At 37.2% G+C, this 23107-nt stretch carries 24 protein-coding genes (1 of these 24 cut by a window edge); 21 read left to right on the forward strand and 3 right to left on the reverse strand.

What is annotated here, in order from left to right:
• Nucleotides 1-9: 9 nt before the first annotated feature.
• The 8 genes from spoVT (at nucleotide 10) to C1N55_RS00470 (ending at nucleotide 6110) form a co-directional block, all read left to right on the forward strand.
• Nucleotides 10-546 carry a stage V sporulation protein T gene (spoVT, locus tag C1N55_RS00435; RefSeq protein WP_137726996.1) on the forward strand — a complete coding sequence of 179 codons (537 nt, stop codon included), beginning with the start codon at nucleotides 10-12 and terminating at the stop codon, nucleotides 544-546.
• A gap of 157 nt (nucleotides 547-703) precedes the next feature.
• The gene (locus C1N55_RS00440) at nucleotides 704-2308 is read left to right on the forward strand and encodes a putative polysaccharide biosynthesis protein (protein ID WP_137726997.1); all 1605 of its coding nucleotides are present in this window, start codon (nucleotides 704-706) and stop codon (nucleotides 2306-2308) included.
• A gap of 8 nt (nucleotides 2309-2316) precedes the next feature.
• Entirely contained in the window at nucleotides 2317-3783 is a 1467-nt protein-coding gene (gene mazG, locus C1N55_RS00445; protein ID WP_137726998.1) for a bifunctional methyltransferase/pyrophosphohydrolase YabN, read from the forward strand.
• A 3-nt stretch (nucleotides 3784-3786) separates the two neighbouring features.
• Nucleotides 3787-4077, forward strand: coding sequence for an RNA-binding S4 domain-containing protein (locus C1N55_RS00450; protein ID WP_137726999.1), 291 nt, complete (start codon nucleotides 3787-3789; stop codon nucleotides 4075-4077).
• A 144-nt stretch (nucleotides 4078-4221) separates the two neighbouring features.
• Nucleotides 4222-4521: a sporulation protein YabP gene (gene yabP, locus C1N55_RS00455; protein WP_036197841.1), complete on the forward strand. Its 300-nt coding sequence runs from the start codon at nucleotides 4222-4224 to the stop codon at nucleotides 4519-4521.
• Nucleotides 4518-5015 (forward strand): spore cortex biosynthesis protein YabQ, encoded by a 498-nt coding sequence (yabQ, locus tag C1N55_RS00460; protein WP_137727000.1) that lies wholly within the window; start codon nucleotides 4518-4520, stop codon nucleotides 5013-5015. Before yabP ends, yabQ begins: the two co-directional genes overlap by 4 nt.
• A gap of 44 nt (nucleotides 5016-5059) precedes the next feature.
• Nucleotides 5060-5476 carry an FtsB family cell division protein gene (locus C1N55_RS00465; protein WP_137727001.1) on the forward strand — a complete coding sequence of 139 codons (417 nt, stop codon included), beginning with the start codon at nucleotides 5060-5062 and terminating at the stop codon, nucleotides 5474-5476.
• 199 nt (nucleotides 5477-5675) lie between these two features.
• Nucleotides 5676-6110: a S1 domain-containing RNA-binding protein gene (locus C1N55_RS00470; protein ID WP_137727002.1), complete on the forward strand. Its 435-nt coding sequence runs from the start codon at nucleotides 5676-5678 to the stop codon at nucleotides 6108-6110.
• A gap of 188 nt (nucleotides 6111-6298) precedes the next feature.
• On the opposite strand, the gene C1N55_RS00475 is transcribed toward C1N55_RS00470, so the two are convergent.
• Complete coding sequence (locus tag C1N55_RS00475; protein WP_137727003.1) at nucleotides 6299-6481, reverse strand: hypothetical protein; 183 nt, start codon at nucleotides 6479-6481, stop codon at nucleotides 6299-6301.
• A 240-nt stretch (nucleotides 6482-6721) separates the two neighbouring features.
• Here C1N55_RS00475 and C1N55_RS00480 point away from each other — a divergent pair, with 240 nt between their 5' ends.
• The 8 genes from C1N55_RS00480 (at nucleotide 6722) to cysK (ending at nucleotide 17459) form a co-directional block, all read left to right on the forward strand.
• Entirely contained in the window at nucleotides 6722-9115 is a 2394-nt protein-coding gene (locus tag C1N55_RS00480) for a SpoIIE family protein phosphatase (protein ID WP_137727004.1), read from the forward strand.
• 39 nt (nucleotides 9116-9154) lie between these two features.
• Nucleotides 9155-10573 carry a tRNA lysidine(34) synthetase TilS gene (gene tilS, locus C1N55_RS00485; RefSeq protein ID WP_137727005.1) on the forward strand — a complete coding sequence of 473 codons (1419 nt, stop codon included), beginning with the start codon at nucleotides 9155-9157 and terminating at the stop codon, nucleotides 10571-10573.
• Between the two features lie 198 nt (nucleotides 10574-10771).
• Nucleotides 10772-11314 carry a hypoxanthine phosphoribosyltransferase gene (gene hpt, locus C1N55_RS00490; protein ID WP_137727006.1) on the forward strand — a complete coding sequence of 181 codons (543 nt, stop codon included), beginning with the start codon at nucleotides 10772-10774 and terminating at the stop codon, nucleotides 11312-11314.
• Between the two features lie 135 nt (nucleotides 11315-11449).
• The gene (gene ftsH, locus C1N55_RS00495; protein ID WP_137727007.1) at nucleotides 11450-13504 is read left to right on the forward strand and encodes an ATP-dependent zinc metalloprotease FtsH; all 2055 of its coding nucleotides are present in this window, start codon (nucleotides 11450-11452) and stop codon (nucleotides 13502-13504) included.
• 291 nt (nucleotides 13505-13795) lie between these two features.
• Nucleotides 13796-14566, forward strand: a complete 771-nt coding sequence (locus tag C1N55_RS00500) for a type III pantothenate kinase (RefSeq protein ID WP_137727008.1) — start codon at nucleotides 13796-13798, stop codon at nucleotides 14564-14566.
• A gap of 18 nt (nucleotides 14567-14584) precedes the next feature.
• Nucleotides 14585-15469 carry an Hsp33 family molecular chaperone HslO gene (hslO, locus tag C1N55_RS00505; protein WP_137727009.1) on the forward strand — a complete coding sequence of 295 codons (885 nt, stop codon included), beginning with the start codon at nucleotides 14585-14587 and terminating at the stop codon, nucleotides 15467-15469.
• Nucleotides 15450-16403, forward strand: coding sequence for a peptidyl-prolyl cis-trans isomerase (locus C1N55_RS00510; protein ID WP_137727010.1), 954 nt, complete (start codon nucleotides 15450-15452; stop codon nucleotides 16401-16403). The genes hslO and C1N55_RS00510 overlap by 20 nt, the downstream gene beginning before the upstream one ends.
• A 126-nt stretch (nucleotides 16404-16529) precedes the next feature.
• A complete protein-coding gene (gene cysK / locus C1N55_RS00515) occupies nucleotides 16530-17459 on the forward strand; it encodes a cysteine synthase A (protein ID WP_137727011.1) in 930 nt (309 codons plus the stop codon).
• A 131-nt stretch (nucleotides 17460-17590) separates the two neighbouring features.
• Here the strand turns inward: cysK and C1N55_RS00520 are convergent, their stop codons facing one another.
• A complete protein-coding gene (locus tag C1N55_RS00520) occupies nucleotides 17591-17866 on the reverse strand; it encodes a hypothetical protein (protein WP_137727012.1) in 276 nt (91 codons plus the stop codon).
• 288 nt (nucleotides 17867-18154) lie between these two features.
• On the opposite strand from C1N55_RS00520, the gene folP reads away from it, so the two are divergent.
• The 4 genes from folP to dusB all read left to right on the forward strand — a co-directional run bounded on the left by folP (nucleotide 18155) and on the right by dusB (nucleotide 21022).
• On the forward strand, nucleotides 18155-19018 hold the full coding sequence (folP, locus tag C1N55_RS00525; protein ID WP_137727013.1) for a dihydropteroate synthase: 864 nt from the start codon (nucleotides 18155-18157) through the stop codon (nucleotides 19016-19018).
• Between the two features lie 17 nt (nucleotides 19019-19035).
• Nucleotides 19036-19407 (forward strand): dihydroneopterin aldolase, encoded by a 372-nt coding sequence (folB, locus tag C1N55_RS00530; protein ID WP_137727014.1) that lies wholly within the window; start codon nucleotides 19036-19038, stop codon nucleotides 19405-19407.
• Entirely contained in the window at nucleotides 19400-19912 is a 513-nt protein-coding gene (folK, locus tag C1N55_RS00535) for a 2-amino-4-hydroxy-6-hydroxymethyldihydropteridine diphosphokinase (RefSeq protein WP_137727015.1), read from the forward strand. Before folB ends, folK begins: the two co-directional genes overlap by 8 nt.
• A gap of 135 nt (nucleotides 19913-20047) precedes the next feature.
• Nucleotides 20048-21022 (forward strand): tRNA dihydrouridine synthase DusB, encoded by a 975-nt coding sequence (gene dusB, locus C1N55_RS00540; protein WP_137730481.1) that lies wholly within the window; start codon nucleotides 20048-20050, stop codon nucleotides 21020-21022.
• A gap of 67 nt (nucleotides 21023-21089) precedes the next feature.
• Here dusB and C1N55_RS00545 read toward each other — a convergent pair whose 3' ends face one another.
• On the reverse strand, nucleotides 21090-21569 hold the full coding sequence (locus C1N55_RS00545) for a DinB family protein (protein WP_137727016.1): 480 nt from the start codon (nucleotides 21567-21569) through the stop codon (nucleotides 21090-21092).
• A 338-nt stretch (nucleotides 21570-21907) separates the two neighbouring features.
• Between C1N55_RS00545 and lysS the strand changes: the two genes are divergently transcribed.
• Nucleotides 21908-23107, forward strand: the 5' portion of a protein-coding gene (gene lysS / locus C1N55_RS00550; protein ID WP_205758502.1) for a lysine--tRNA ligase. It continues 300 nt past the right edge of the window; 1200 of the gene's 1500 nt are visible here — the first part of the coding sequence; its start codon is at nucleotides 21908-21910; its stop codon lies off the right edge, out of view.

The raw sequence follows: 23107 nt of genomic DNA on the forward strand, positions 1-23107 counted from the left end.
GCAGCAAAGATGAAAGCAACAGGAATTGTTCGTCGTATCGATGACTTAGGTCGCGTTGTTATTCCAAAGGAAATCCGTAGAACGATGCGTATTCGTGAAGGAGATCCATTGGAAATTTATACGGACCGTGAAGGTGAAGTTATCTTAAAAAAATATTCACCTATAAATGACTTAAGCGAATTTGCAAAAGAGTATGTTGAATCACTTTATGAAACTGTCGGTACACCTGCTTTAATAAGTGACCGAGATGAAATGATTGCTATTGCTGGTTTAACAAAGAAGGAATATGCAAATCGACGATTATCAGTATTTGCTGAAGATTTCATGAAGCAACGCTCTGTCATGTTGGAAAAAAATGAGACGACAATTGAACTTGTTCCAGGACAGTTTGAACAAGTGAAATCTTACTGTGTAGCACCAATAGTTACAAATGGTGATGCGATTGGAGCAGTATATTTAATCTCAAAAGTTCACGTCATAAGTGAAGTTGAATCAAAAGCGGCTGAAACAGCGGCGAACTTCTTAGCAAAACAAATGGAAAACTAATCTTTTATTAAAACGTCTCTCATTCCAATGGAGACGTTTTTTCTATGTGCTCAAAATGATTTACAGAATTCATACATAGTAAACTTCTTATTTGGAAGTCGAGCGCCTCTTTATTTCGTGATATACTATTGGCATTGTTGTGGAGGATAGGATGAAAATGGCAGATAATTTTGGAATGAAGGAGTATATGAAAGGTGCACTGCTTTTAACGGTAGCAGCTTTAATTGTTAAAGTATTAAGTGCAGTTTATCGAGTACCCTTTCAAAATTTAGTAGGAGATCAAGGGTTTTATATATATCAGCAAGTATATCCGTTTATTTCATTGTTTGTTGTATGGACATCAGGTGGTTTTGCAGTAGCAATTTCCAAAATGTTGGCAGATTCCCAAACGTTTACGGAGCCAGAGGAAAGAAAAAATTTAATAAGAAGAACTATTTTTCAGTATTTAACGGTTTTATCTGTAATTTTCTTCTGCATATTATTTTTTGGAGCAAATTTTCTTTCCAGAATAATGGGGGATAATCAGTTAGCACCGCTTCTTCGTACCGGTGCATTTGTAACGTTGTGTATGCCAATATTGGCAATAATGAAAGGGAGCTTCCAGGCAAAAGCTGAAATGACACCAGTCGCCTATGCACAAGTGATTGAACAGTTGGTTCGAGTGGGTATTATCTTATTAGGTGCAACCTTTATTATGACAACGTCGAAGTCATTATATGCAGCAGGAAATGCAGCAGTTTTTGGTACTGTTATTGGGGAAATTGCTGGCGTAATTTTACTACTGTATTTCTCAAAAAAGATAAAGTTAATACCTGGAAAATTCAAAGGGAAAGAGCGTAAATGGCCAATTGTTAAAGAAGTAACGATTTTAAGTCTAAGCGTTAGTATGAGTAGCCTACTATTATTATGCTTTCAATTAATTGACTCGTTTACTGTATTTTCAATTCTATTGGATAATGGCATGGCAGAAATAGAAGCAATGAAAATGAAAGGGATCTATGATCGAGGTCAGCCTTTAGTACAGCTAGGCGTAATAATTGCTTCTTCACTTTCCCTAGCCATTGTCCCTTTAGTAGCGTACCAAACAAAGAAAAAAGATGGACGAGGGGCAGCTCCGTTCATTCAATTAACCTATCGGGTTTCACTTCTTTTAGGTGTTGCAGCATCGATTGGCCTAGTAATCGTTATGCCTTACGTAAATGAAATGCTTTTTAAAACAAATAGCCTTTCAATCGTCTTAATGATCTATGTGTTACAAATTATTCCTTTATCTATCATATTAACTTTTACTGCTATACTTCAAGGTATGAATAAGTTAAGGATTCCGGCATTCATTCTATTAGGTGGCATTGCTTTAAAGTGGATCTGTAATCTAGTGTTGATTCCTAATTTAGATGTTTTAGGAGCTGCTATCGCAAGTAATGTGGGTTTATTTATTTGTGCAGGATTACTAATGGTCTATTTAAAACAATTGTTGAGGATTAAACTAGCAAAACGAGATTTCTACATAAAGCTTGGCTTTGCCAGTGGAAGTATGATTTTATCAGTAATTGTCATAAACACCCTTTTACAAATTGCACTCGGTTCGCTATCGGGGAGGCTTTTAGCAGTTATTATTGGTGGATGCTTGATAGTAACGGGAGCTTTTGTTTATTTAACAATCGTTGCCAAATCAAGACTACTGGCAGAAAAAGAATGGTTTTTAGTCCCTTTTGGCCGAAGAATGGCGGCTTATCAGCTATTACTAAATAAAAAGAAGTAGGTGAACATATGCACAAGTTAACAGTTATCGGCCTCGGTGCAGCAGAACTAAGTCAGCTGCAAATTGGCGTCTATAAAAATTTAAAATCAGCGCGGAAAATTTATGTTCGAACAATGGATCATCCTGTCATCAGTGAATTGAAGGAAGAAGGTATCGTATTTGAGAGTTTCGATACTGTTTACGAAAAACATCGTTCATTCCAACCGGTTTACGAAGAAATTACAGCAAAGCTAATAGAAATTACGCAGACAGAACCTGTCATGTATGCTGTTCCAGGACATCCGTTAGTAGCTGAGCAAACGGTACAGCTCTTAATTAAGGCGGAAAAAGAAGGTAAAATTGATCTGACGATTGAGGGAGGGCAAAGCTTTTTAGACCCAATTTTCGGTGCCCTTAAAATTGACCCTATAGAAGGCTTCCAATTGTTGGATGGTACCAGTTTTTCAATTCATCATGTCAATATGCGCGGACACTTGCTAATTGCCCAAGTTTATGATGCTTTTAGTGCGTCAGAGGTAAAGCTGTCATTAATGGAAAAATATCGAGATGATTATCCAGTTACGATTGTAACGGCTGCAGGTTCGTCATTAGAGAGCTTAACGACCGTTCCTTTGTATGAGCTTGACCAATCGATGGAGATAAATAATTTAACGACAATCTATGTACCGCCAGTGGAAAGTGACTTAGAAGCCCTGCGTGATTGGTCGACCTTTAGACAAATTATCGCAACTTTACGTGGACCAAATGGTTGCCCATGGGATCAAAAGCAGACCCATGAAAGCTTAAAGAAATATTTGCTTGAAGAGGCACATGAATTTTTAGCAGCCATCGATGCAGAAGATGATTTCGGCATGGTAGAGGAACTAGGAGATGTGTTGCTGCAAGTCTTCCTACATGCACAAATAGGCGAAGATAATGGCTACTTCAACTTAGAAGAAGTTTTAGCATCAGTTAGTGAGAAAATGATTCGCAGGCATCCACATGTGTTTGGAGATGTGGCAGTTCAGGATGCAGAGGAAGTGGTTGCGAATTGGGATGCTATAAAGAAACAAGAAAAAGGGGAACAAACCGGCTCGCTACTAAAAGAAGAGTACCGAGCAACTTCGTCTCTTCAGACCTCTTTTAACTATCAAAAGAAGGCCGCTTCGGTGGGCTTTGATTGGCCAAACGAGGAAGGGGCATGGGAGAAGTTTCTAGAGGAATGGACGGAGTTTAAAGAGGAAGTTACAAAAGGCACTTCGACAAGTCGCTTAGATGAATTTGGCGATGTTTTATTTACTCTTGTCAATATCGCTCGATTCTATAAAATCTCTCCAGAAGAAGCAATGATTCATGCCAACGAAAAATTTGCACGCAGATTTAACTTTGTAGAACAAAAGGTTAAGGAAAGTGGTCTAAGCTTTCGTGACTTTACGTTGGAGCAATTAGATGCATTTTGGAATGAAGCAAAAGTTTTAGAAAAAAAGGAGAACTAGAGAATGCGAATAGATAAATTTTTAAAAGTCTCAAGATTAATTAAAAGACGTACGCTTGCGAAGGAAGTAGCTGATCAGGGAAGAATTACGATTAACGGCAAAGTAGCGAAAGCTGGATCGGCTGTAAAAGTAGGTGACGAGCTAGCTATCCGTTTCGGACAGAAGGTTGTAACGGCACGAGTAGAAGATTTACGAGAAAATGTACGTAAAGAAGAAGCAATGAAAATGTTTACGATTCTAAAAGAAGAAAAGCTTGATAAAATAGAACCTCAATTTATCGATGATGAAGAATAGAGAATAGAACTTAGTATCGAAAATAAATTATGAGAATAAAAAATATTAAATTTCTAGAGCATGACAACAAAATAGTTGTCATGCTTCTTTTAGTTTCTGCATAAAGTGAACAGAACAAACACAAACAAGCGAAGGAGGAACGATATGACGCTACATCAAGAAAGCAATCGTTACACTATGACATCTGGTGACCATCTTGTGACTGTGCGCAATCGAAAAAGAATGGACATGACTTCTGTAAAGGAAATTGAGCGTTTCGATCAAGAAGAGTTTTATATCCGAACAGCTCAAGGTCACTTACTAATCCGCGGTGAGGAATTACGTATTGTTCATTTAGACGTCGATAAAGGGTTATTGACATTGGAAGGAAATGTGAAACTAGTACAATATGATGATGAAGATAGTGGGTTATCAAAAGGCTTCCTCCATAAATTATTTGGATGACCATAAATGAACAGGTTGTAAGTATATTGATCATGGCGCTTAGTGGTTTACTAATTGGTGCAATTATTGATTGTACTAGGTTTTCCCTAAGTGCTTTAAGTCAAAAGTCAATCTTAAAAAGAATGGGATATGGAGTAGAGCTTATTGTTTGGGCACTTTTAGGTGCCCTAACATTTTATATTTTATTTACTATTAAGGGTGGAGAATGGCGTTTAGTTGATCCATTAGCTCAAATTTTAGGAATCTTTTTATATGAATCTGTGTTTCAGCCTTATTTCCGTTTTGTTGGACGAGTATTTATTTTCCTTATAATTAAGCCTATTATCGCAATTATTAAGTTCATAAAATATATCATTGTTAGTACTATAAGACTGATAATGCGTATTATTTTGATAATATCACTCCCTTTCCGCAAAATATATACCAGATTCCTCAAAAAACATATTCAGAGATTTTCTAAAAAATATAGAAGGACTTTCTTTAAAAAACGTTGAAATAGAAGTATAATAGAATGTACAGACTTTTGGAGGTGACGGATATGGTAAAGCGTCAAAAACGACAATTTAATAACGTTCGAGCGCTTGAAAATGACTATGTCCGATCAACTGAAACACACGCAAAATATTCAAAGAAACAAAAAGTGCGAATTCGTAGAAGGTTGCTTGTTTTCGGATTACTAGCTTCGGTTATTCTTGTTCTTTTAGTAAGCACGACTATTTCTCAAAATAAGCGGCTTGCAGAAAAACAAGAGCTAAAAGAAGACGTAGTGACTAAACTGGACGAAGTAAAAGAACAACAAGATATGCTAAGCTTGCAAATAGCTAAACTTGAAGATGATGAATACATTGCAAAGTTAGCGCGTAAAGAATATTTTTTATCAGACAATGGAGAAATTATTTTCACGATACCTGACGAAGAAGAAAAAGATGAAAAGTCCGATAAAAATTCCAATTAATAACATCTGATAGCGGTGAAAAGTCGCTTATTTTCAATTCAAAAAGTGGTTTTCGAGTGATAGAAAAAGAGTTGTCTTGTTGACACTCTTTTTTTGTTGGCTATAATAAAATATAAACGTGAATCAATTTTGCACGTTACACTAAATTTGACTACTGGCTTTTATAGCCGCTTAAATTTTAAGGAGGAGCATTTTTTTTATGTCAATTGAAGTAGGCAGCAAAGTACAAGGTAAAGTAACAGGAATCACAAATTTTGGAGCATTCGTTGAGCTGCCAGATGGCAAAACGGGCCTAGTTCACATTAGTGAAGTTGCAGACAACTATGTTAAAGACATCAACGAGCATCTTAAAGTTGGAGATGTTGTTGAAGTAAAGGTGATGAATGTTGAAGCGGATGGTAAAATCGGTTTATCAATCCGTAAAGCAAAGCCTCAACCAGAAAGAACTGAACGTCCTGAACGTCCTCATCGTCCACGTCGTGATAACAATCGTTCTAATGATCGAAATGGTCCAACAAAAGAAAACTTTGAGCAAAAAATGGCACGATTCCTAAAAGATAGTGACGAACGTCTTGCAACTTTAAAACGTGCAACTGAGTCAAAACGCGGTGGCCGTGGAGCTAGAAGAGGGTAGTTTGCTGTCTGTTTTAAAGCGTAGAAAAAGTGTTATATAGATAAAAGACTGTTTGTAGGGGAGAACCTACAAACAGTCTTTTTTGGTTTATTATCAAAGTGTATTGGGGTTAATTTGATTGAATCTATAATAGGATAATCAACACTTTCATAGCCTCTAACGTTTTGTGAAGTAAAAGTTACTTCCTTTTATTTACCTTTTTCGCTTAACAGCAGCCTGGTAACACCGAAAATGCCTATTCCACAAAGGATTAGGCCGCCAATTAGCATAATCAGCTGCCAAATTGCAGGGATTGTTAAAATGATACCTAATACGACTAAAATCGAGCCCGTCGAACATAAAAGAGCAAGTAAACTAAAGCTGTTTAACATGACAAATTGCCTCCGAATTTCAACTACATAAATTTATATTTCCAGTTTATCCTTCAAAACCCTATAAATAAAGTAGTCTATCTTCACCTTTTTCAAATATCCGACAAGTATTTTGGGTTGTTGTCTTATCGAAATTTAAGTCGAACGATTTTAACTCTATGATTTCACTACTAGACAAATTTTACGGAATCTCTTTTATATAATAGTCGCTAACACAATCTATCAAAGGAGATGTAAAAAATGGCAAATATTGAAATGATCAATGAAAAGTCATCAGGTCTATCTTTCTTTAAGAGCTTTTCTCTCAAGAAATCAAGTTTCCTGATACACATTTTCTTTTTATTGTTGGCATTGTTTCTATCAAGAGCAGTAATGTTTGAAGCGGCCGTTCCGTTTTTATTACCTCTTTGGGCAATTGTCAAACAGAGATACGAAAATGAGAAATGGGCAGTACTCGTAGGGGGCTTAATAGGAGCGTTATCTTTAAGTTTAGGGCAGGCATTTATTTTAGGTTTACAGCTTGTATTATATGACCTCATTACCCGTTTTAGATTTTGGAAACTACCAATGGGTATATCAGTGAGTTTAGCCATCTTTTTTGGACAATTTATATGGCAGGGGATTCACTATTTAGATATACCGCCATTAATTGTACAACTATATATTTACTATGAAGTAATACTTGCATTTTTAATGACGATTTTTGTGAATCTTTTTTTGGTTCAGCCTCACCGATTCTGGGCAGCCGGGTGGAGTTATGAGCGGGTAGGGGCAGGACTTGTCATTTTAGCAATGGTGTTAACCGGTGTTCAATCTGTAGTGGTTTCCTCGTTTGGTTTATATCCGTTCTTACTGCATTTAGCAATTTGTATTGCGGCAATAACAGGAGGAGTCCCTATTGCTGCTATGGTCGCGACCATTGTAGGTGCCTTGGTTGGAATTGCGAAGTTGTCCTTTACTGGGATGATTTCAGTATATGCCATGACAGGTGTAGTAGCAGGACTATTTAGTAAAGTGGGACGTTTTGGTGTTGTGATCGGTAGTGTTGTTCCAAGTGTCTTTTTCTTCTTTTACGATGCAACCCTTCCCTTAGATACTGTGTATTTTGTGTCAATTGCTATTGCGGGAATCGTTTTCTTTGCATTACCGAAAAGTATGTTTACATTCCTTTATGATGTAATCCATCCTAAACGAGATGAAGTTTTACTTCAACGGCAACAATGGTTGACAGAACATACAACAGAAAAGCTGGAGTCCTTTCAAAATTTTGTTGTGTTTATGAAAGAGTTAGTATTTGACCGTTTTACATCGACAGAAACAGTAAATGAAACTAGAAAGGTGGAACCATGTGCAACTTGTCTAAGTTGTTTTCGATATGATAGCTGTTGGGGTGCAAAAAATATCATGGAACCCATTATCGAGGATTGGTTTGTAGCGAGGGCGGGCATTAAGGAATCTGAACAAATCAGAGCGGAAAAACGTATTAAGGCACAATGCGTTAAATCAACAAGGCTGCTGGAAGAATTAGACCATCAACTTTATACCGACAAAATGAATGGTCAATTCTATCATGGTAAAAAAATGATTGCGCTGCAACTTCGAGATTTAAGTAATCATTTAAATAAACTTATGGAAGATATGAGAGATGAAACACTCTCTTTCAAAACAATAGAGGAAGAATTAGAGCAGCAATTTAAACGAGCACAAGTGCAATGTTTTCAAATTGACGTGTTAAATAATACAGTCGGAGAAAGAGTTGTTATTTGTTCATTTGCTCAAAAGAATAGGAGCCATGAGGATCAATATATGCTTTGTGAACGAATAGTTCTACCTATATTGTATGATGTCTTTTCAGAACCATTTCAAGTGGAGAAAATCTCTGACCAAAAAAATCCTTTTGCACATGTGCAAATACGCTTTCGCTCAGCAGTTCGCTATGAAATAGAGTATGATATATATAGTAGGGCGAAAAATTCGGCATGGGTTTCAGGAGATACACACGCCATTTTCCATATCCATCCGGGACTTGTGGCTGTGATGCTATCAGATGGTATGGGACAAAGCAGGGAAGCGCAGCGGGAAAGTCGTCGTTTAGTACGTTTAATGAGAGAGTGTTTAAGCTATAATATGAATCCAGAAACAGCGATGCACACTTTACACTATGTTATGTCTCTTAATCGGGAAGTAGACATGTATGCAACAATTGATTTTGCCTTAGTTGATTTGCAAAAAGGTTCACTTTGGTCATGGAAGGCAGGAAGTATGTCCACTTATATATTGCGTGGAGAGAGATTGCTAAAAGTAGATGGGGCAGCAGCTCCTGTCGGGTTCATGCCAGTATTTTCAATCGAGACAGAAAAAGTTAATTTGCTAGCAGATGATTTCGTTGTTATGGTTTCCGATGGTGTCTTTTCTAGTGAATTTGATTGGGAAGAACAAGAGAAATATCTAGTGAAGTTATTAAAGGCCCGCATACAGAATGATATGCCAATTGAAGTGATCTTGTATGATGTTATGGAGCAGTTTGGAGAAGTCTATCCAGTGGATGATGATTGTACAGTCATTATGTTTTCAGTCAATCATGTTGTTCCGAAATGGGCTGTATTTAGTCCTTTAAGTAAGGGAATTTCATAAATGATGAGTAATTATTGATTTACGCTGAGGTGAGAAGATGTGTCATTTGAATTAAAAATACAAAAATATATTTACGAACAACAACTAGTAGAAAAAGGCGACCGTCTTCTCATTGCTTGTTCTGGTGGAATGGATTCTATGGGTTTAGTCCACTTTTTTAAGAAGTTCCAACATATTTTTGAAATTAGATTATTTGTTGCTCATGTAGACCATATGCTAAGAGGAGAGACATCTCTAGAAGACCGAAGATTTGTCGAACAGTATTGTCATCATCACAATATCCCTGTTTTTAGTACCTCAATTCCTATCCCTCAATTACTTCGAGAAGAAGGAGGAAACTCACAAGCACTTTGCCGAAGAGAGCGCTACGCATATTTTGAAGAGATGATGGAAAAATACGATATTGATAAGCTGGTAACCGCTCATCATGCGGACGATCAACTGGAGTCAATTCTAATGGCCTTAACCAAGGCGGGTACCATTAGTGGTATGAAGGGTATATATGCGAAAAGAAAGTTCTCGAATGGTACAATTATTCGACCATTTTTAACGGTTACAAAAGTGGAGATAAGGGAATATCTAGAAGAGAATGAAGGTTCGTTTCGAGAAGATGCCAGTAATTTAAAAGATGATTACACACGCAATCGTTTTCGTCACCATGTCGTACCCTTATTAAAGAGCGAAAATAGGAATATTTCTTCACATGCAGTCCAATTTGCAGAACAATTGCAGCAGGATGATGATTTATTAAAAACTATGGCATTAGAGCGTTTTCCCCACATTGTCATAAAAAATGGAAAACAGTCATATACACTTAAAATTCCCTTATTTCAAAAAGAACCAGTTGCTTTACAAAGAAGAATCATTTTAATACTATTAAACTATCTTTACAATAGTTATAAATTTATCCAAAGTCATACACTTATTTCCTCAATTTTAAATTTGTGCGGAACCATCCATGGAAGTGCAAGTCTTCATTTACCAGAAAAGTTCATTGCAAAGCGAAATTATGATGAAGTAAAGTTTGAAAAATTAACAGATTCAGGATATGAAAATCTTCCTCAACAAACGCTGTTGGTGGAAGAGTGGACGCAACTGCAAAATGGCATTCGATTATACATAGGAGAAGCCTCTAATGTTGTACACACTTTTGGACAGGAGTTAGGTAAATATTATTTTAATTCGAATATGGTTACTATGCCAATTTCAATAAGAACTAGGGCAAGTGGGGATCGGATATTATTAAAAGGAATGGAAAATCCGAAAAGACTGTCCAGATTATTTATTGATGAAAAGGTTCCGTTAGATGAACGAGAGCGTTGGCCGATTGTTGTTGATGCCAAAGATCAAGTGTTAGCAGTTATAGGTTTACGTGTAAATAAATCACTATCCACTATTAAACAGGCCAATGATGACAAGGTTCTCATAATCGCAAGGGAAAATAGTAACGATTTATGAATAAAATAAGCTATTATAAATAGTAATGATATATTTTTAAACAGCGCGAATTTTATGCGTTATGCTCAGGATTTATATTTTTCACATAAAGTAAGTTAAAAACGATTAAATTTCTAATCAATTGAACACATTTTTAAAGGGTATTTACATTAATTTTATTATTGTTTTAGGTGTTTGAAAATTCAAGGAGGAACCACCATGATTCAAAATGACATTGAAAAAATTTTATTAACAGAAGAACAAATCCAAGAAAGAATAGCTGAACTCGGAGCTCAACTAACAGAAGAGTACAAAGATCAGTTCCCACTTGCAATAGGTGTTTTAAAAGGTGCTATACCTTTTATGACAGATTTAATGAAGCGTTTTGAATCATACATTGAAATCGACTTTATGGATGTATCTAGCTATGGAAATGCCACGGTATCATCAGGGGAAGTAAAAATTTTAAAAGACTTAAATACAAGTGTAGAAGGTCGCGATGTTATCATTATCGAAGACATTATCGACAGTGGTTTAACATTAAGCTATCTAGTAGATTTATTTAAATATCGTAAAGCAAAAACAATTAAAATTGTCACACTTTTAGATAAGCCATCTGGCCGTAAAGTTGACCTGAAAGCAGATGTTGTTGGTTTTGAAGTACCAGATGGATTTGTAGTTGGATATGGATTAGATTACGCAGAAAAATATCGTAACCTGCCATACATCGGTATCTTAAAAAGAGAAGTTTATTCCTTCTAAAATTTTAATTTTTGTATAATTTTCAACAAAAATTGTAAATTGCGAATTTTACCGGTGCTTTTCGTTGTATGAAAAAATAATGGTATGTTAAGATTTTACTTATAGTTTTTCTGTTATGTTGTGAGGAGGCTGGGGATGAATCGAATATTTCGATACACCATATTTTACTTATTAATTTTTCTCGTGATAATCGGTATTTTTGGAACTTTCAATGGAGGAAATACACCTTCAGAAGAGTTAACGTATCACGAGTTTTTAGAGGCATTAGATACAGGTACAATTGAAAAGGCGAATATTCAACCTGACGCAGGTGTACTTGTAGTAGAAGGGGAGTTAAAGGGAGCTAAAGAAGGGCAAACCTTTATTGTTAATCTCCCACAGGATAACCAAGCTTTAATGACAAAGATTAATGAAACAGCGGCAAATAATCCGAATATTAATTGGCTAAAAGCCCCAGAAACTAGCGGGTGGGTTCAATTCTTTACCGGTATTATCCCGTTCATCATTATTATCATTTTATTCTTCTTCCTATTGAGTCAATCTCAAGGTGGCGGTAATAAAGTGATGAACTTCGGAAAAAGTAAAGCGAAGTTATACGACACTGAAAAGAAAAAAGTACGATTTAATGATGTTGCTGGTGCAGATGAAGAAAAAGCTGAACTAGTTGAGGTAGTAGACTTCTTAAAAGATCATCGTAAATTTACTGAAATGGGTGCACGTATACCAAAAGGTATTTTACTAGTAGGTCCTCCTGGGACAGGTAAGACATTACTTGCTCGTGCGGTTGCTGGAGAGGCTGGCGTACCATTCTTCTCGATTTCAGGTTCTGACTTCGTAGAAATGTTCGTCGGTGTTGGTGCAAGCCGTGTTCGTGACTTATTCGAAAATGCAAAGAAAAATGCACCATGTATCATCTTTATCGATGAAATTGATGCAGTTGGTCGTCAACGTGGAGCAGGACTTGGTGGCGGTCACGATGAGCGTGAACAAACGCTAAACCAATTGCTTGTAGAAATGGATGGGTTCGGCGTAAATGAAGGTATTATCATTATCGCTGCGACTAACCGACCAGATATTTTAGACCCAGCGTTACTTCGTCCAGGACGTTTTGACCGTCAAATTACTGTTGGTCGTCCAGACGTTAAAGGCCGTGAGCAAATCTTAAAAGTACACGCACGTAACAAACCATTACGTGAAGATGTAGATCTTAAAGCGATTGCTCAACGTACACCGGGCTTCTCGGGTGCCGATTTAGAAAACTTGCTAAACGAAGCGGCACTTGTTGCTACTCGTCGTAGTAAGAAGAAAATCGATATGATGGATATTGATGAAGCAACTGATCGTGTTATTGCAGGTCCAGCAAAATCAAGTCGTGTTATATCTGAAAAAGAACGTAATATTGTTGCCTTCCATGAAGCTGGTCACGTTGTTGTTGGTTTAACTTTAGACCAGGCTGAAAAAGTGCATAAAGTGACAATTGTTCCTCGTGGTCAAGCGGGAGGTTATGCAGTAATGCTTCCTAAAGAGGATCGTTACTTCATGACTAAACCAGAGTTATTAGACAAAATTGCCGGGCTATTAGGAGGTCGTGTTGCCGAGGACATCACATTCGGTGAAGTATCAACAGGCGCACATAATGACTTCCAACGTGCTACTGGTATTGCTCGTTCGATGGTTACAGAATATGGGATGAGTGATAAGTTAGGACCAATGCAATTCGGTTCTTCACAAGGTGGTAACGTGTTCTTAGGCCGTGACTTTAACTCGGAACAAAACTATTCTGACTCGATTGCATATGAAATCGACAAAGAAATGCAATCCATTATCGTGGATCAGTATGAACGTACAAAACAAATCCTAACGGAAAAACGTGATTTATTAACATTAATCGCTAAAACATTACTTGATGTAGAAACTTTAGATGCTGCACAAATTGAGCATTTAAGAGATCACGGGACCCTTCCAGAGCGTAAAGATTATTCAAAGGTTGAAGAAAATGCATCAGTTGAATTATCTAAGCCAAGCTCGGATAACCTTGAATCAAAAGATTTAGCAGTTGAAACTGCAGGTAATACGTCGTTGGAAAAAGAAATTGTAGGTCAAACACCCGACCCGGCGGTAACGAATTTACCAAAAGAAAATGATTCAACTCAATCAACTGACGGTGTCAAAGAAGATCGAGAAAAATAATCATTTCATAAAGTGGTAGGATTCAAACAAAAGAATTAAATGATTTTGGACTGAATGAGTATGCTAAGGCAATGCTCATTCAGTTTTTTATTTTTAGATTGTTTGATGAAAGAGTCGAAGAAAGTATTTTTCCATTCACAATCTCTTTGTTTTGACTCTGAGACGAGCAAATACTTAATTGTAAATTGAGGAAGTGATTGAAAGTAGTTGGTATAATTGTTATGACTGTGTATATGTACCAATAATATGATATTATTTTTTAAAATTGGACTAAAAATTAGGTGTGATTAGATGATCCTTGTACTGAATGCAGGCAATTCGAATATTGCCTTGGGAATATATGAGCAGGATAAATTAAAGCATCATTGGCGAATGGAAACAAATCGTCATAAAACAGAAGATGAATATGCCATGCATGTGAAATCGTTTTTTTCGCATGTTCAAATTTCTTTTAATGATATAAAAGGAATTATCATATCGTCAGTTGTTCCGCCAATCATGTATGTATTAGAAGAAATGTGCCGAAAATATTTTCATATTAAGCCGTTAATAGTGGGTCCGGGAGTCAAAAATGGGTTAAACATTAAATATGAAAATCCGCGAGAAGTAGGAGCTGATCGAATAGTAAATGCTGTTGCGGCTCTTGAAGAGTACGGGGGTAAAAACCCGTTGATTGTTATCGATTTTGGAACTGCTATAACATATTGCTTTATAAATGAAAAAGGTGACTATCTCGGTGGCGCGATTGCTCCTGGAGTTGCTATATCCACAGAGGCACTGTACTCACGAGCTTCAAAATTACCCCGTATTGAAATAACGCGACCTACCAATGTTATTGGTAAAAATACAGTTTCAGCAATGCAGGCCGGTGTCATATTTGGTTTTGTCGGTCAAGTTGAAGGGATTGTTAGTCGAATGAAAGAAAATAGCAAAGTAGAACCACTCGTAGTAGCAACGGGAAGTTTGGCAAAGCTAATAGCGAATGAAACGACAATGATTGATATTGTGGATGAATTATTAACGTTAAAGGGCTTACATGTCATTTATAAAAGAAACCAATAAGAAATGAGGAATAGCTTCATGAGTGATTACCTAATTAGAGCATTAGGATTTAATGGGAATGTGCGTGCATTTGCAGCAAGAACGACAGAGACGGTTGGAGAAGCGCAGAAGAGGCATAATACATGGCCAACTGCAACGGCTGCAATAGGTCGTTCAATGACTGCAACTGTCATGATGGGTGCGATGTTAAAAGGTGAAGATAAACTAACGGTGAAGATTGAAGGAAACGGTCCAATTGGTCCAATGGTGATCGATGCCAACGCAAAAGGAGAAGTTCGTGGTTTTGTCACAAATCCACAAGTTCATTTTGACTTAAATGATGTCGGGAAACTTGATGTCCGTCGTGCAGTTGGAACAGAAGGTGCGCTTACAGTTGTAAAGGACTTAGGTCTACGTGATATGTTCACAGGACAAACACCTATCGTTTCTGGCGAGATTGCAGAAGACTTCACCTATTATTTTGCTGTATCTGAACAAGTTCCTTCTTCTGTAGGACTGGGAGTACTTGTTAATCCGGATAATAGTGTATTAGCAGCAGGTGGCTTTATCATTCAATTACTGCCTGGATGCGATGAAGAAACGATATCTGAAATCGAAAAACATTTACAAAATATCGAACCTGTTTCAAAAATGATTGAAAAAGGTTTAACTCCAGAACAAATTTTAGAGGTAGTGTTAGGTGAAAATAATGTTCAGGTACTTAGTAAGTCTCCAGTAGAATTTAAATGTCAATGTTCTAAAGAGCGTTTTGGTGCAGCGATTATGAGTTTGGGTGCTCAGGAAATTCAAGAAATGATCGACGAGGATGGAGGAGCAGAAGCGGAGTGCCATTTCTGCTTAGAAAAATATCAATTCGATCAACAGGATCTTGAAGGATTTATCAATGAAATCAAAGCACAGTAATTACGCAAATCAAGCTGTAAGCCAAACGCCTTCTACGCAACGGAGACTTAAAACAAAACCAACTTTAACATTATTAGCGATCTTATTTATAGGGAATATTCTATGGTTCATTCTTTGGATCTGGCCAGAAGGTAAACAACAGGATGGTGGCGACGAAATTGTCGCTACCATTGATGAATCGAAGATAACGCGCCAGGACTGGATGGCTGCCATGGAAAGTAGATACGGGAAAGAGACGCTACAAACCTTAGTGAATGAAGCCGTTATGGAAAAAGCGGCAAAAGAGTATGATATTAAGGTCTCGGATGAAGAGATTGATTTAGAGATAGCCCTCATGCGATCTGCACAGGATAAGACCGATACGACCATTCAAGAATTAACAGATGAGCAGCTGCATCAAAAAGTACGAGCACAGCTCATTCTTGAAAAGGTACTGACAAAAGACGTTGTAACTGATGAAGAGCAAGTAGCAGATTACTACGAAGACAACCAATCGCTTTATAACATCCCAACTACATATAGAACAAGCATCATAATAGTAGAGTCAGAGAAGGATGCAACAAGTGTTCAAAAAGAACTTGAAGAAGGTTCGGACTTTTCTGTTCTAGCACGTGAACGATCACTTGACACAACTTCAGCAAGTTTAGGCGGAGATATTGGATTTATTACAAAATCTCAGAAAAACATAGACACAAGTATTCCACAAGCTGTCCAGGATTTAAGCACCGGTGATATAAGTGAACCATTTGTTATGAACGATGGACGTTACGGTATCGTCTATGTGAACGAAGTTAACGATGGTAAGTCGTTTACATATGAAGAGGTAAAAGGGCATGTTGAGCGAGTTTTATCTTTAGAACAATTGCCAACTTCCGTTACTCCGGAGGCATTTTGGAAAGAATTTAATGCGACTTGGTTCTATGGGGAGTCTTAAATGAATTTGGTAAAATATTCTTAATATTTAATTCATTTTTATTGACATAAAGTATCACAAATTGGTAATATACTAAATAGATAAAACCTATTAATATAGTAGGTATTGAGGAGAGGGATGACGATAATGGGTAAATTAGCAAATTCAGTTGCGGAGTTAGTGGGGCAAACACCAATCGTAAAATTAAATCATGCAACAGGGGAAAACGAAGGAAACGTATATGTAAAATTAGAATTCTTCAACCCAGGTAGCTCTGTAAAAGACCGTATTGCTTTAGCGATGATCGAAGCTGCAGAAAAAGACGGTACATTACAACCAGGTGGTACAATTATTGAACCAACTTCAGGTAACACAGGTATTGGTTTAGCAATGGTAGCTGCTGCAAAAGGCTATCGTGCAATTTTAGTTATGCCTGAGACAATGAGTATCGAACGTCGTAAATTACTTCGCGCATATGGTGCTGAATTAGTACTAACACCTGGTCCAGAAGGAATGAAAGGTGCTATCGCAAAAGCTGAGAGTTTAGCAAAAGAAAATGGTTACTTCTTACCTCAACAATTTGAAAACCAAGCAAATGCTGAAGTACACCGTTTAACTACAGGTCCAGAAATCGTCGAAGCATTTGAAGGGCTAAAGTTAGATGCATTCGTAGCTGGTATCGGAACTGGTGGTACAATCACTGGCGCTGGTGAAGTACTAAAAGAAAAATACCCTGAAATTGAAATCATCGCTGTTGAACCAAAAGATTCTCCAGTACTTTCAGGTGGTAACCCAGGTTCACACAAAATCCAAGGAATTGGTGCTGGATTTGTACCAAAAGTATTAAACACAGAAGTATACACTTCAATCTTCCCAGTAGATAACGAAACTGCTTTTGAAGTTGCTCGTAAAACAGGTCGTGAAGAAGGAGTTCTTGTAGGTATTTCTTCTGGAGCTGCAATCTATGCGGCAATCGAAACTGCTAAACGCCTTGGCAAAGGTTCAAACGTTTTAGCAATCGTTCCATCAAACGGAGAGCGTTACCTATCTACAGCTCTTTATAACTTTGAAGACTAATTGAATTAAACCACTCTTGGCATTACCTCTACAGGTAATGCCTTTTTATATGTGCGAAAGAGGAAAGCTTATGCTTTTTCTCTTAAAGGGATAAACTGTTGTCATGTCACGATAGATGCTTATCAAGAAAATTACGTTTTTTTATTTTGAAGAATTTTTTTAATTTGTTTCATTTCCTTTTCTAAAATATCTATCCTCATTTGTAGATTTTGTAAATCAAGATTAGCATTGGAATTATTAGTATTTTGATTACTTTTCTCTATTTCTTGCAGTGCTAGTGCAGCAGCAATTGTTGCAAGACCATCACCAAGAGTAGAAATTAAACCAGCAATTACTGCAAGTTGAGCAGCTTGATTCTCTGTATTAAGGTCTTGAATATTTTTATCAATATTTTTACCACTTTTCATTAGATAGACCTCCTAAATATATAACTCATAAGCATCATATGCCACAATCATTTGCATGTGTGAGAAGTCGGAAGTTTTTATATGCAGGTGAAAGGAGGTTGGGCGAAAAGCTTGGAGGATGATTACTGTTTCTATAAAAGTTAAGCATTTAAAAATAAATTATACTAAGTTAATGGTAAAATTAATGGAGGTCGTGTCTTTATTAATTCCTTGGGAAATATTTTATTGGAAAAGTATTTCCTAAAATTACATAGAAAACAAACATTTTATAAAGAGAGGGTAAGCGAAATGCTTTCGAAATATCCAAAACCATTAATCCTTAATAATATTGAACTTGATTATAAGAAAGAAACATTTGTTATGGGTATCTTAAATGTAACCCCCGATTCATTTTCAGATGGAGGGCAATTTAATTCTGTTGATAGAGCTGTCCAGCATGCTAAAAAAATGGTTGAAGAGGGTGCTAAAATAATCGATATCGGGGGAGAGTCAACCCGACCTGGATATACAAGAATTTCAGATAATGAGGAAATTGCCCGCGTCGTGCCTGTCATAAAAGCGTTGTTAAAGGAAGTACCGGCTATACTTTCCATTGATACATATAAATCCGCAGTCGCAAGAGCAGCACTTGAAGCCGGTGCACATATGATTAATGATATATGGGGGGCGAAAGCTGATCCTGAAATTGCTAAAGTTGCAGCTGAATTTAATGTTCCTATTATTTTAATGCACAATCGTGAAGATGAGTGCTATGACAATTACTTTACAGACTATATGGATGATCTAAAAAAGAGTATTGCTATTGTTAAAGAAGCTGGAGTGCCAGAAGAACATATTATTTTAGATCCAGGTATTGGCTTTGTGAAAAACCTGCAACAAAGTATTGAAACGATGCAACAATTAGAGGAACTGACCGCTATAGGCTTTCCGGTGCTGCTTGCGACTTCACGAAAACGAATGATTGGGACAATTCTTAACTTACCTTTAGAGGAAAGAGTTGAGGGAACAGCAGCGACTTGCGCATACGGTGTGATGAAAGGCTGCAATATTGTACGTGTTCATGATGTGAAAGAGGTGGCTCGTACCGTAAAAATGATTGATGCTTTAATGGGGAAATTTCAAGTTGATGAAGAGTTGCCTTCCAGACACTAGATTTAAGGAGAATGATTATGGATTATATACATTTAAGAGATATGCAGTTTTTTGGCTACCATGGTGTTTTACCAGAAGAAAATGTACTAGGGCAAAGATTTAGAGCCACTGTTGCCTTGGCTGTGGATATTCAAAAAGCAGGACAAACAGATGATCTTCATAACACGGTAAGTTATGTAGGCGTCTATGATATTTGTAAAGAAGTGATGGAGGGTCGTCCATTTAAGTTAATTGAGGCTGTAGCTGAAAGCATTGCAACTAAAATACTATCCGATTATAAAGGACAAGTATATGGCTGTAAGGTTGAGGTTATTAAACCAGACCCGCCAATACCAGGACATTATAAAGAAGTAGCTGTTGAAATTGTAAGAGGGCGCTTTTATGAATAAAGTTTATCTATCTATAGGTACAAATATAGGGGACAGGGAACAAAACTTAAAACTTGCACTTCAGCAGTTAGAAGGGAAGACGGATGTTAGTGTAAAGGCGATATCCTCCATATACGAAACAGCACCTGTTGGCTATGTAGATCAGCCGGCATTTTTAAATATTGCCTTACTTATAGAAACATCTCACTCAGCTTTGGAGATGCTGCAAATATGCCAATTTGTCGAGAATGAGCTAGGTCGTGTTCGTGAAATAAGGTGGGGTCCCCGAATTATAGACCTTGACATTTTACTCTATAATAACGACAATATTGAAGTTGAAAACTTAATTGTTCCACATCCTAGAATGTTTGAAAGAGCCTTTGTATTAGTTCCGCTTTTAGAAATTGCTGATGGCTATGAATCACCTCAGCTTGAAATGGCTAAATTCAGTTTAGAAAGTATGAATCTCGTGGCAGAAGGCATCACTAAATGGAAAACCATCAACAGTGCTGATGAATTTCTTTGATTTATCGACTTATAACTAAGCAAATTATGATCTGTGATATATAGAAGTTTTTATAATAGGGAAGCTTGAAGTTCCCATAAGGAGGAGAAGGTTTTGACTGCACAAAATAAGCCGTTTCAAATCGGTGATATCGTAATGGATAACCGCGTCGTACTGGCTCCAATGGCTGGAGTTTGTAACTCGGCTTTCCGTCTGACAGTAAAAGAATTCGGTGCGGGTTTAGTATACGCTGAAATGATCAGTGATAAAGGATTAGTTCAACGCAATAAAAAAACTTTGGATATGCTTTATATCGATGAACGTGAAAACCCGCTTTCTTTACAAATCTTTGGTGGAGATAAAGAAACGTTAGTAGAGGCTGCACGATATGTTGATAAAAATACAAACGCAGATATTATCGATATCAATATGGGCTGCCCAGTAAATAAAATCATTAAATGTGAAGCCGGAGCAAAATGGCTTCTTGACCCAAACAAAATCTACGAAATGGTATCAGCTGTAGTAGATGCTGTTGACAAACCTGTTAGTGTGAAAATGCGTATTGGGTGGGATGATGAGCATATTTTTGCGGTTGAAAATGCGCAAGCTGCAGAACGTGCTGGTGCAGCGGCAATCGCAATGCACGGACGTACACGTGTGCAAATGTATGAAGGAAAGGCAAACTGGGATATTATCAAAGAAGTGAAGAAGAATATAAGTATTCCATTTATCGGGAACGGTGACGTTGAAACACCTCAGGACGCTAAACGTATGATTGATGAGACAGGCGTAGATGCTGTAATGATTGGACGTGCGGCATTAGGAGACCCGTGGATGATCTATCGTACTGTACACTACCTTGAAACCGGGGAGCTAAAACCAGAACCATCAGTAGCTGAAAAAATGGACGTATGCTTACTTCACTTTGAACGTTTAATGCAGCTTAAAGGTGAAGGTGTAGCTGTTCGCGAAATGCGTAAACATGCTTCCTGGTACTTAAAAGGAATCCGTGGAAACGGGAAAATCCGTAACGCTATAAACCAAATCGAGACTGCAGCAGAATTACGTGCGGCATTACAAAGTGTAGTAGTCGAATTAGCAGAATGTGAAGAACAAGCGGAAGCAATATAATAAAAGCATCCTTTCTATCAATGAACTGCCCCGTAAAAGTTTGATAGGAGGATGCTTTTTATAATGATTATTTTGCTAAAGCTTCTTTTGTTGGCCCCATTACACCAGGTACATGTAACCCTGCTTGTCGAAGCAATACCTGCATTTGGGCACGATGATGAGTTTGATGGTCAACCATTAAACGTAGAATTGCCCCGATAGGAGTTTGTTTTCCATGACTATTCACTTCTGTTAGAAGATTCTCATCAGATAGCTTCTCCTTAGCTATTTTTACAATGTTTTCACTAGTAGCTTTATAAGTACTAATAATTTCGCTAATAGTAGCTGGAGTGTTTTTAGGGTCTAGCTCCACCTCAAGGGAAAGACCAACTTGTCCCATGAAATAGGCAGGTGCAGTTGTTAAATGCCAGCTTAAAGATTCAAGTGAGCTGTGACCTTCAACGATTGCTACATGTTTTTTCCCATCAGTGATTGATTCAAATATTGCTAATGTGCCAGTACTATTTTTTTCCCATTCCTGAATGAAATCATCTAAATTACGATACATAATAAAAACTCCTCTCTAGTTATTGTGGAAATTTTAGCATATTTTAACTTCGAAAGAGGAATAAATAATCTTGGCTAAAAATTTAAATGTCGATAATGTTAAATTTCAGAAAAGTAAAACATTTACGAATCGTAACAAAATGAATCGAAAGAGGTGAATAGAGTGCGGAAATTGTGTACAATAGGTACATTATGGATTAATTGAACGCTAATGGTGGAATGCATGTAATTACATTTAGGTAATTGCTTGCCGTGGAATTCAAATGCTTTCGATGTGTTTGTTTCCCACAGGAACTGATTATTAGGTTGGCCTCTACTAAAAAAGCACAAATATAAGGAGTGAAACACGTGTCAAACATTGAAGAATTAAATGACCAACTTTTGGTGAGACGCCAAAAGATGACGAATATTCGAGAAAACGGTATGGACCCATTTGGTAGCCGTTTTGAACGTACGCATTTATCAAGTGAAGTGGTTGAACAGTTTGACCAATTCTCAAAAGAAGAATTAGAAGAGAATTTACGTGAAGTTGTAATAGCAGGTCGTATTATGACAAAGCGCGGTAAAGGGAAAGCCGGTTTTGCTCATATTCAAGATTTAGCAGGACAAATTCAAATTTATGTTCGTAAAGACCATGTTGGCGATGACCAATATGATTTATTTAATCAAGCAGACTTAGGTGATATTGTAGGGATTCGCGGAAATGTATTCCGTACTCAAGTTGGTGAGTTATCTGTAAAGGCAGAGGAGTTTACTTTCTTAACGAAGTCCTTACGCCCAATGCCTGAGAAATTCCATGGTTTACAGGATGTAGAACAACGCTACCGTCAACGCTATTTGGATTTAATGACAAATTCAGAAAGTAAAAAAACATTCATTACACGTTCTAAGATTATCCGTGCTATCCGCAGCTATTTAGATAGCCATGGTTATTTAGAAGTTGAAACGCCAATGTTGCATACGATTGCCGGTGGTGCAGCAGCGCGTCCGTTCATTACACATCACAATGCGCTTGATATGGAATTATACATGCGTATAGCAATTGAATTACATCTTAAACGTTTAATCGTTGGGGGACTTGAAAAAGTATATGAAATTGGACGTGTATTCCGAAATGAAGGTATCTCAACTCGTCATAACCCTGAATTTACAATGATTGAATTGTACGAAGCATATGCAGACTACCGAGATATTATGGCGCTTACGGAAAATTTGATTTCTCATGTGGCACAAGAAGTGTTAGGTACTACGGATATTCAATATGGCGAGGATCTAATCCATCTTGCTCCAGGTTGGAAACGACTTCACATGGTAGATGTGGTTAAAGAAGCAACAGGTGTAGACTTCTGGAAGCCAATGACAAAAGCAGAAGCACAAGCTCTTGCCAAAGAACATGGTGTAGAAATAAAAGATGTTCATGAAGTCGGACATATTATTAATGAATTCTTTGAACAAAAAGTCGAAGAAACATTAGTACAACCAACTTTCATCTATGGACATCCAGTAGAAATCTCGCCATTAGCGAAGAAAAATCCTGAT

The sequence above is a fragment of the Lysinibacillus sp. SGAir0095 genome (genome assembly GCF_005491425.1).
GTDB lineage: Bacteria > Bacillota > Bacilli > Bacillales_A > Planococcaceae > Ureibacillus.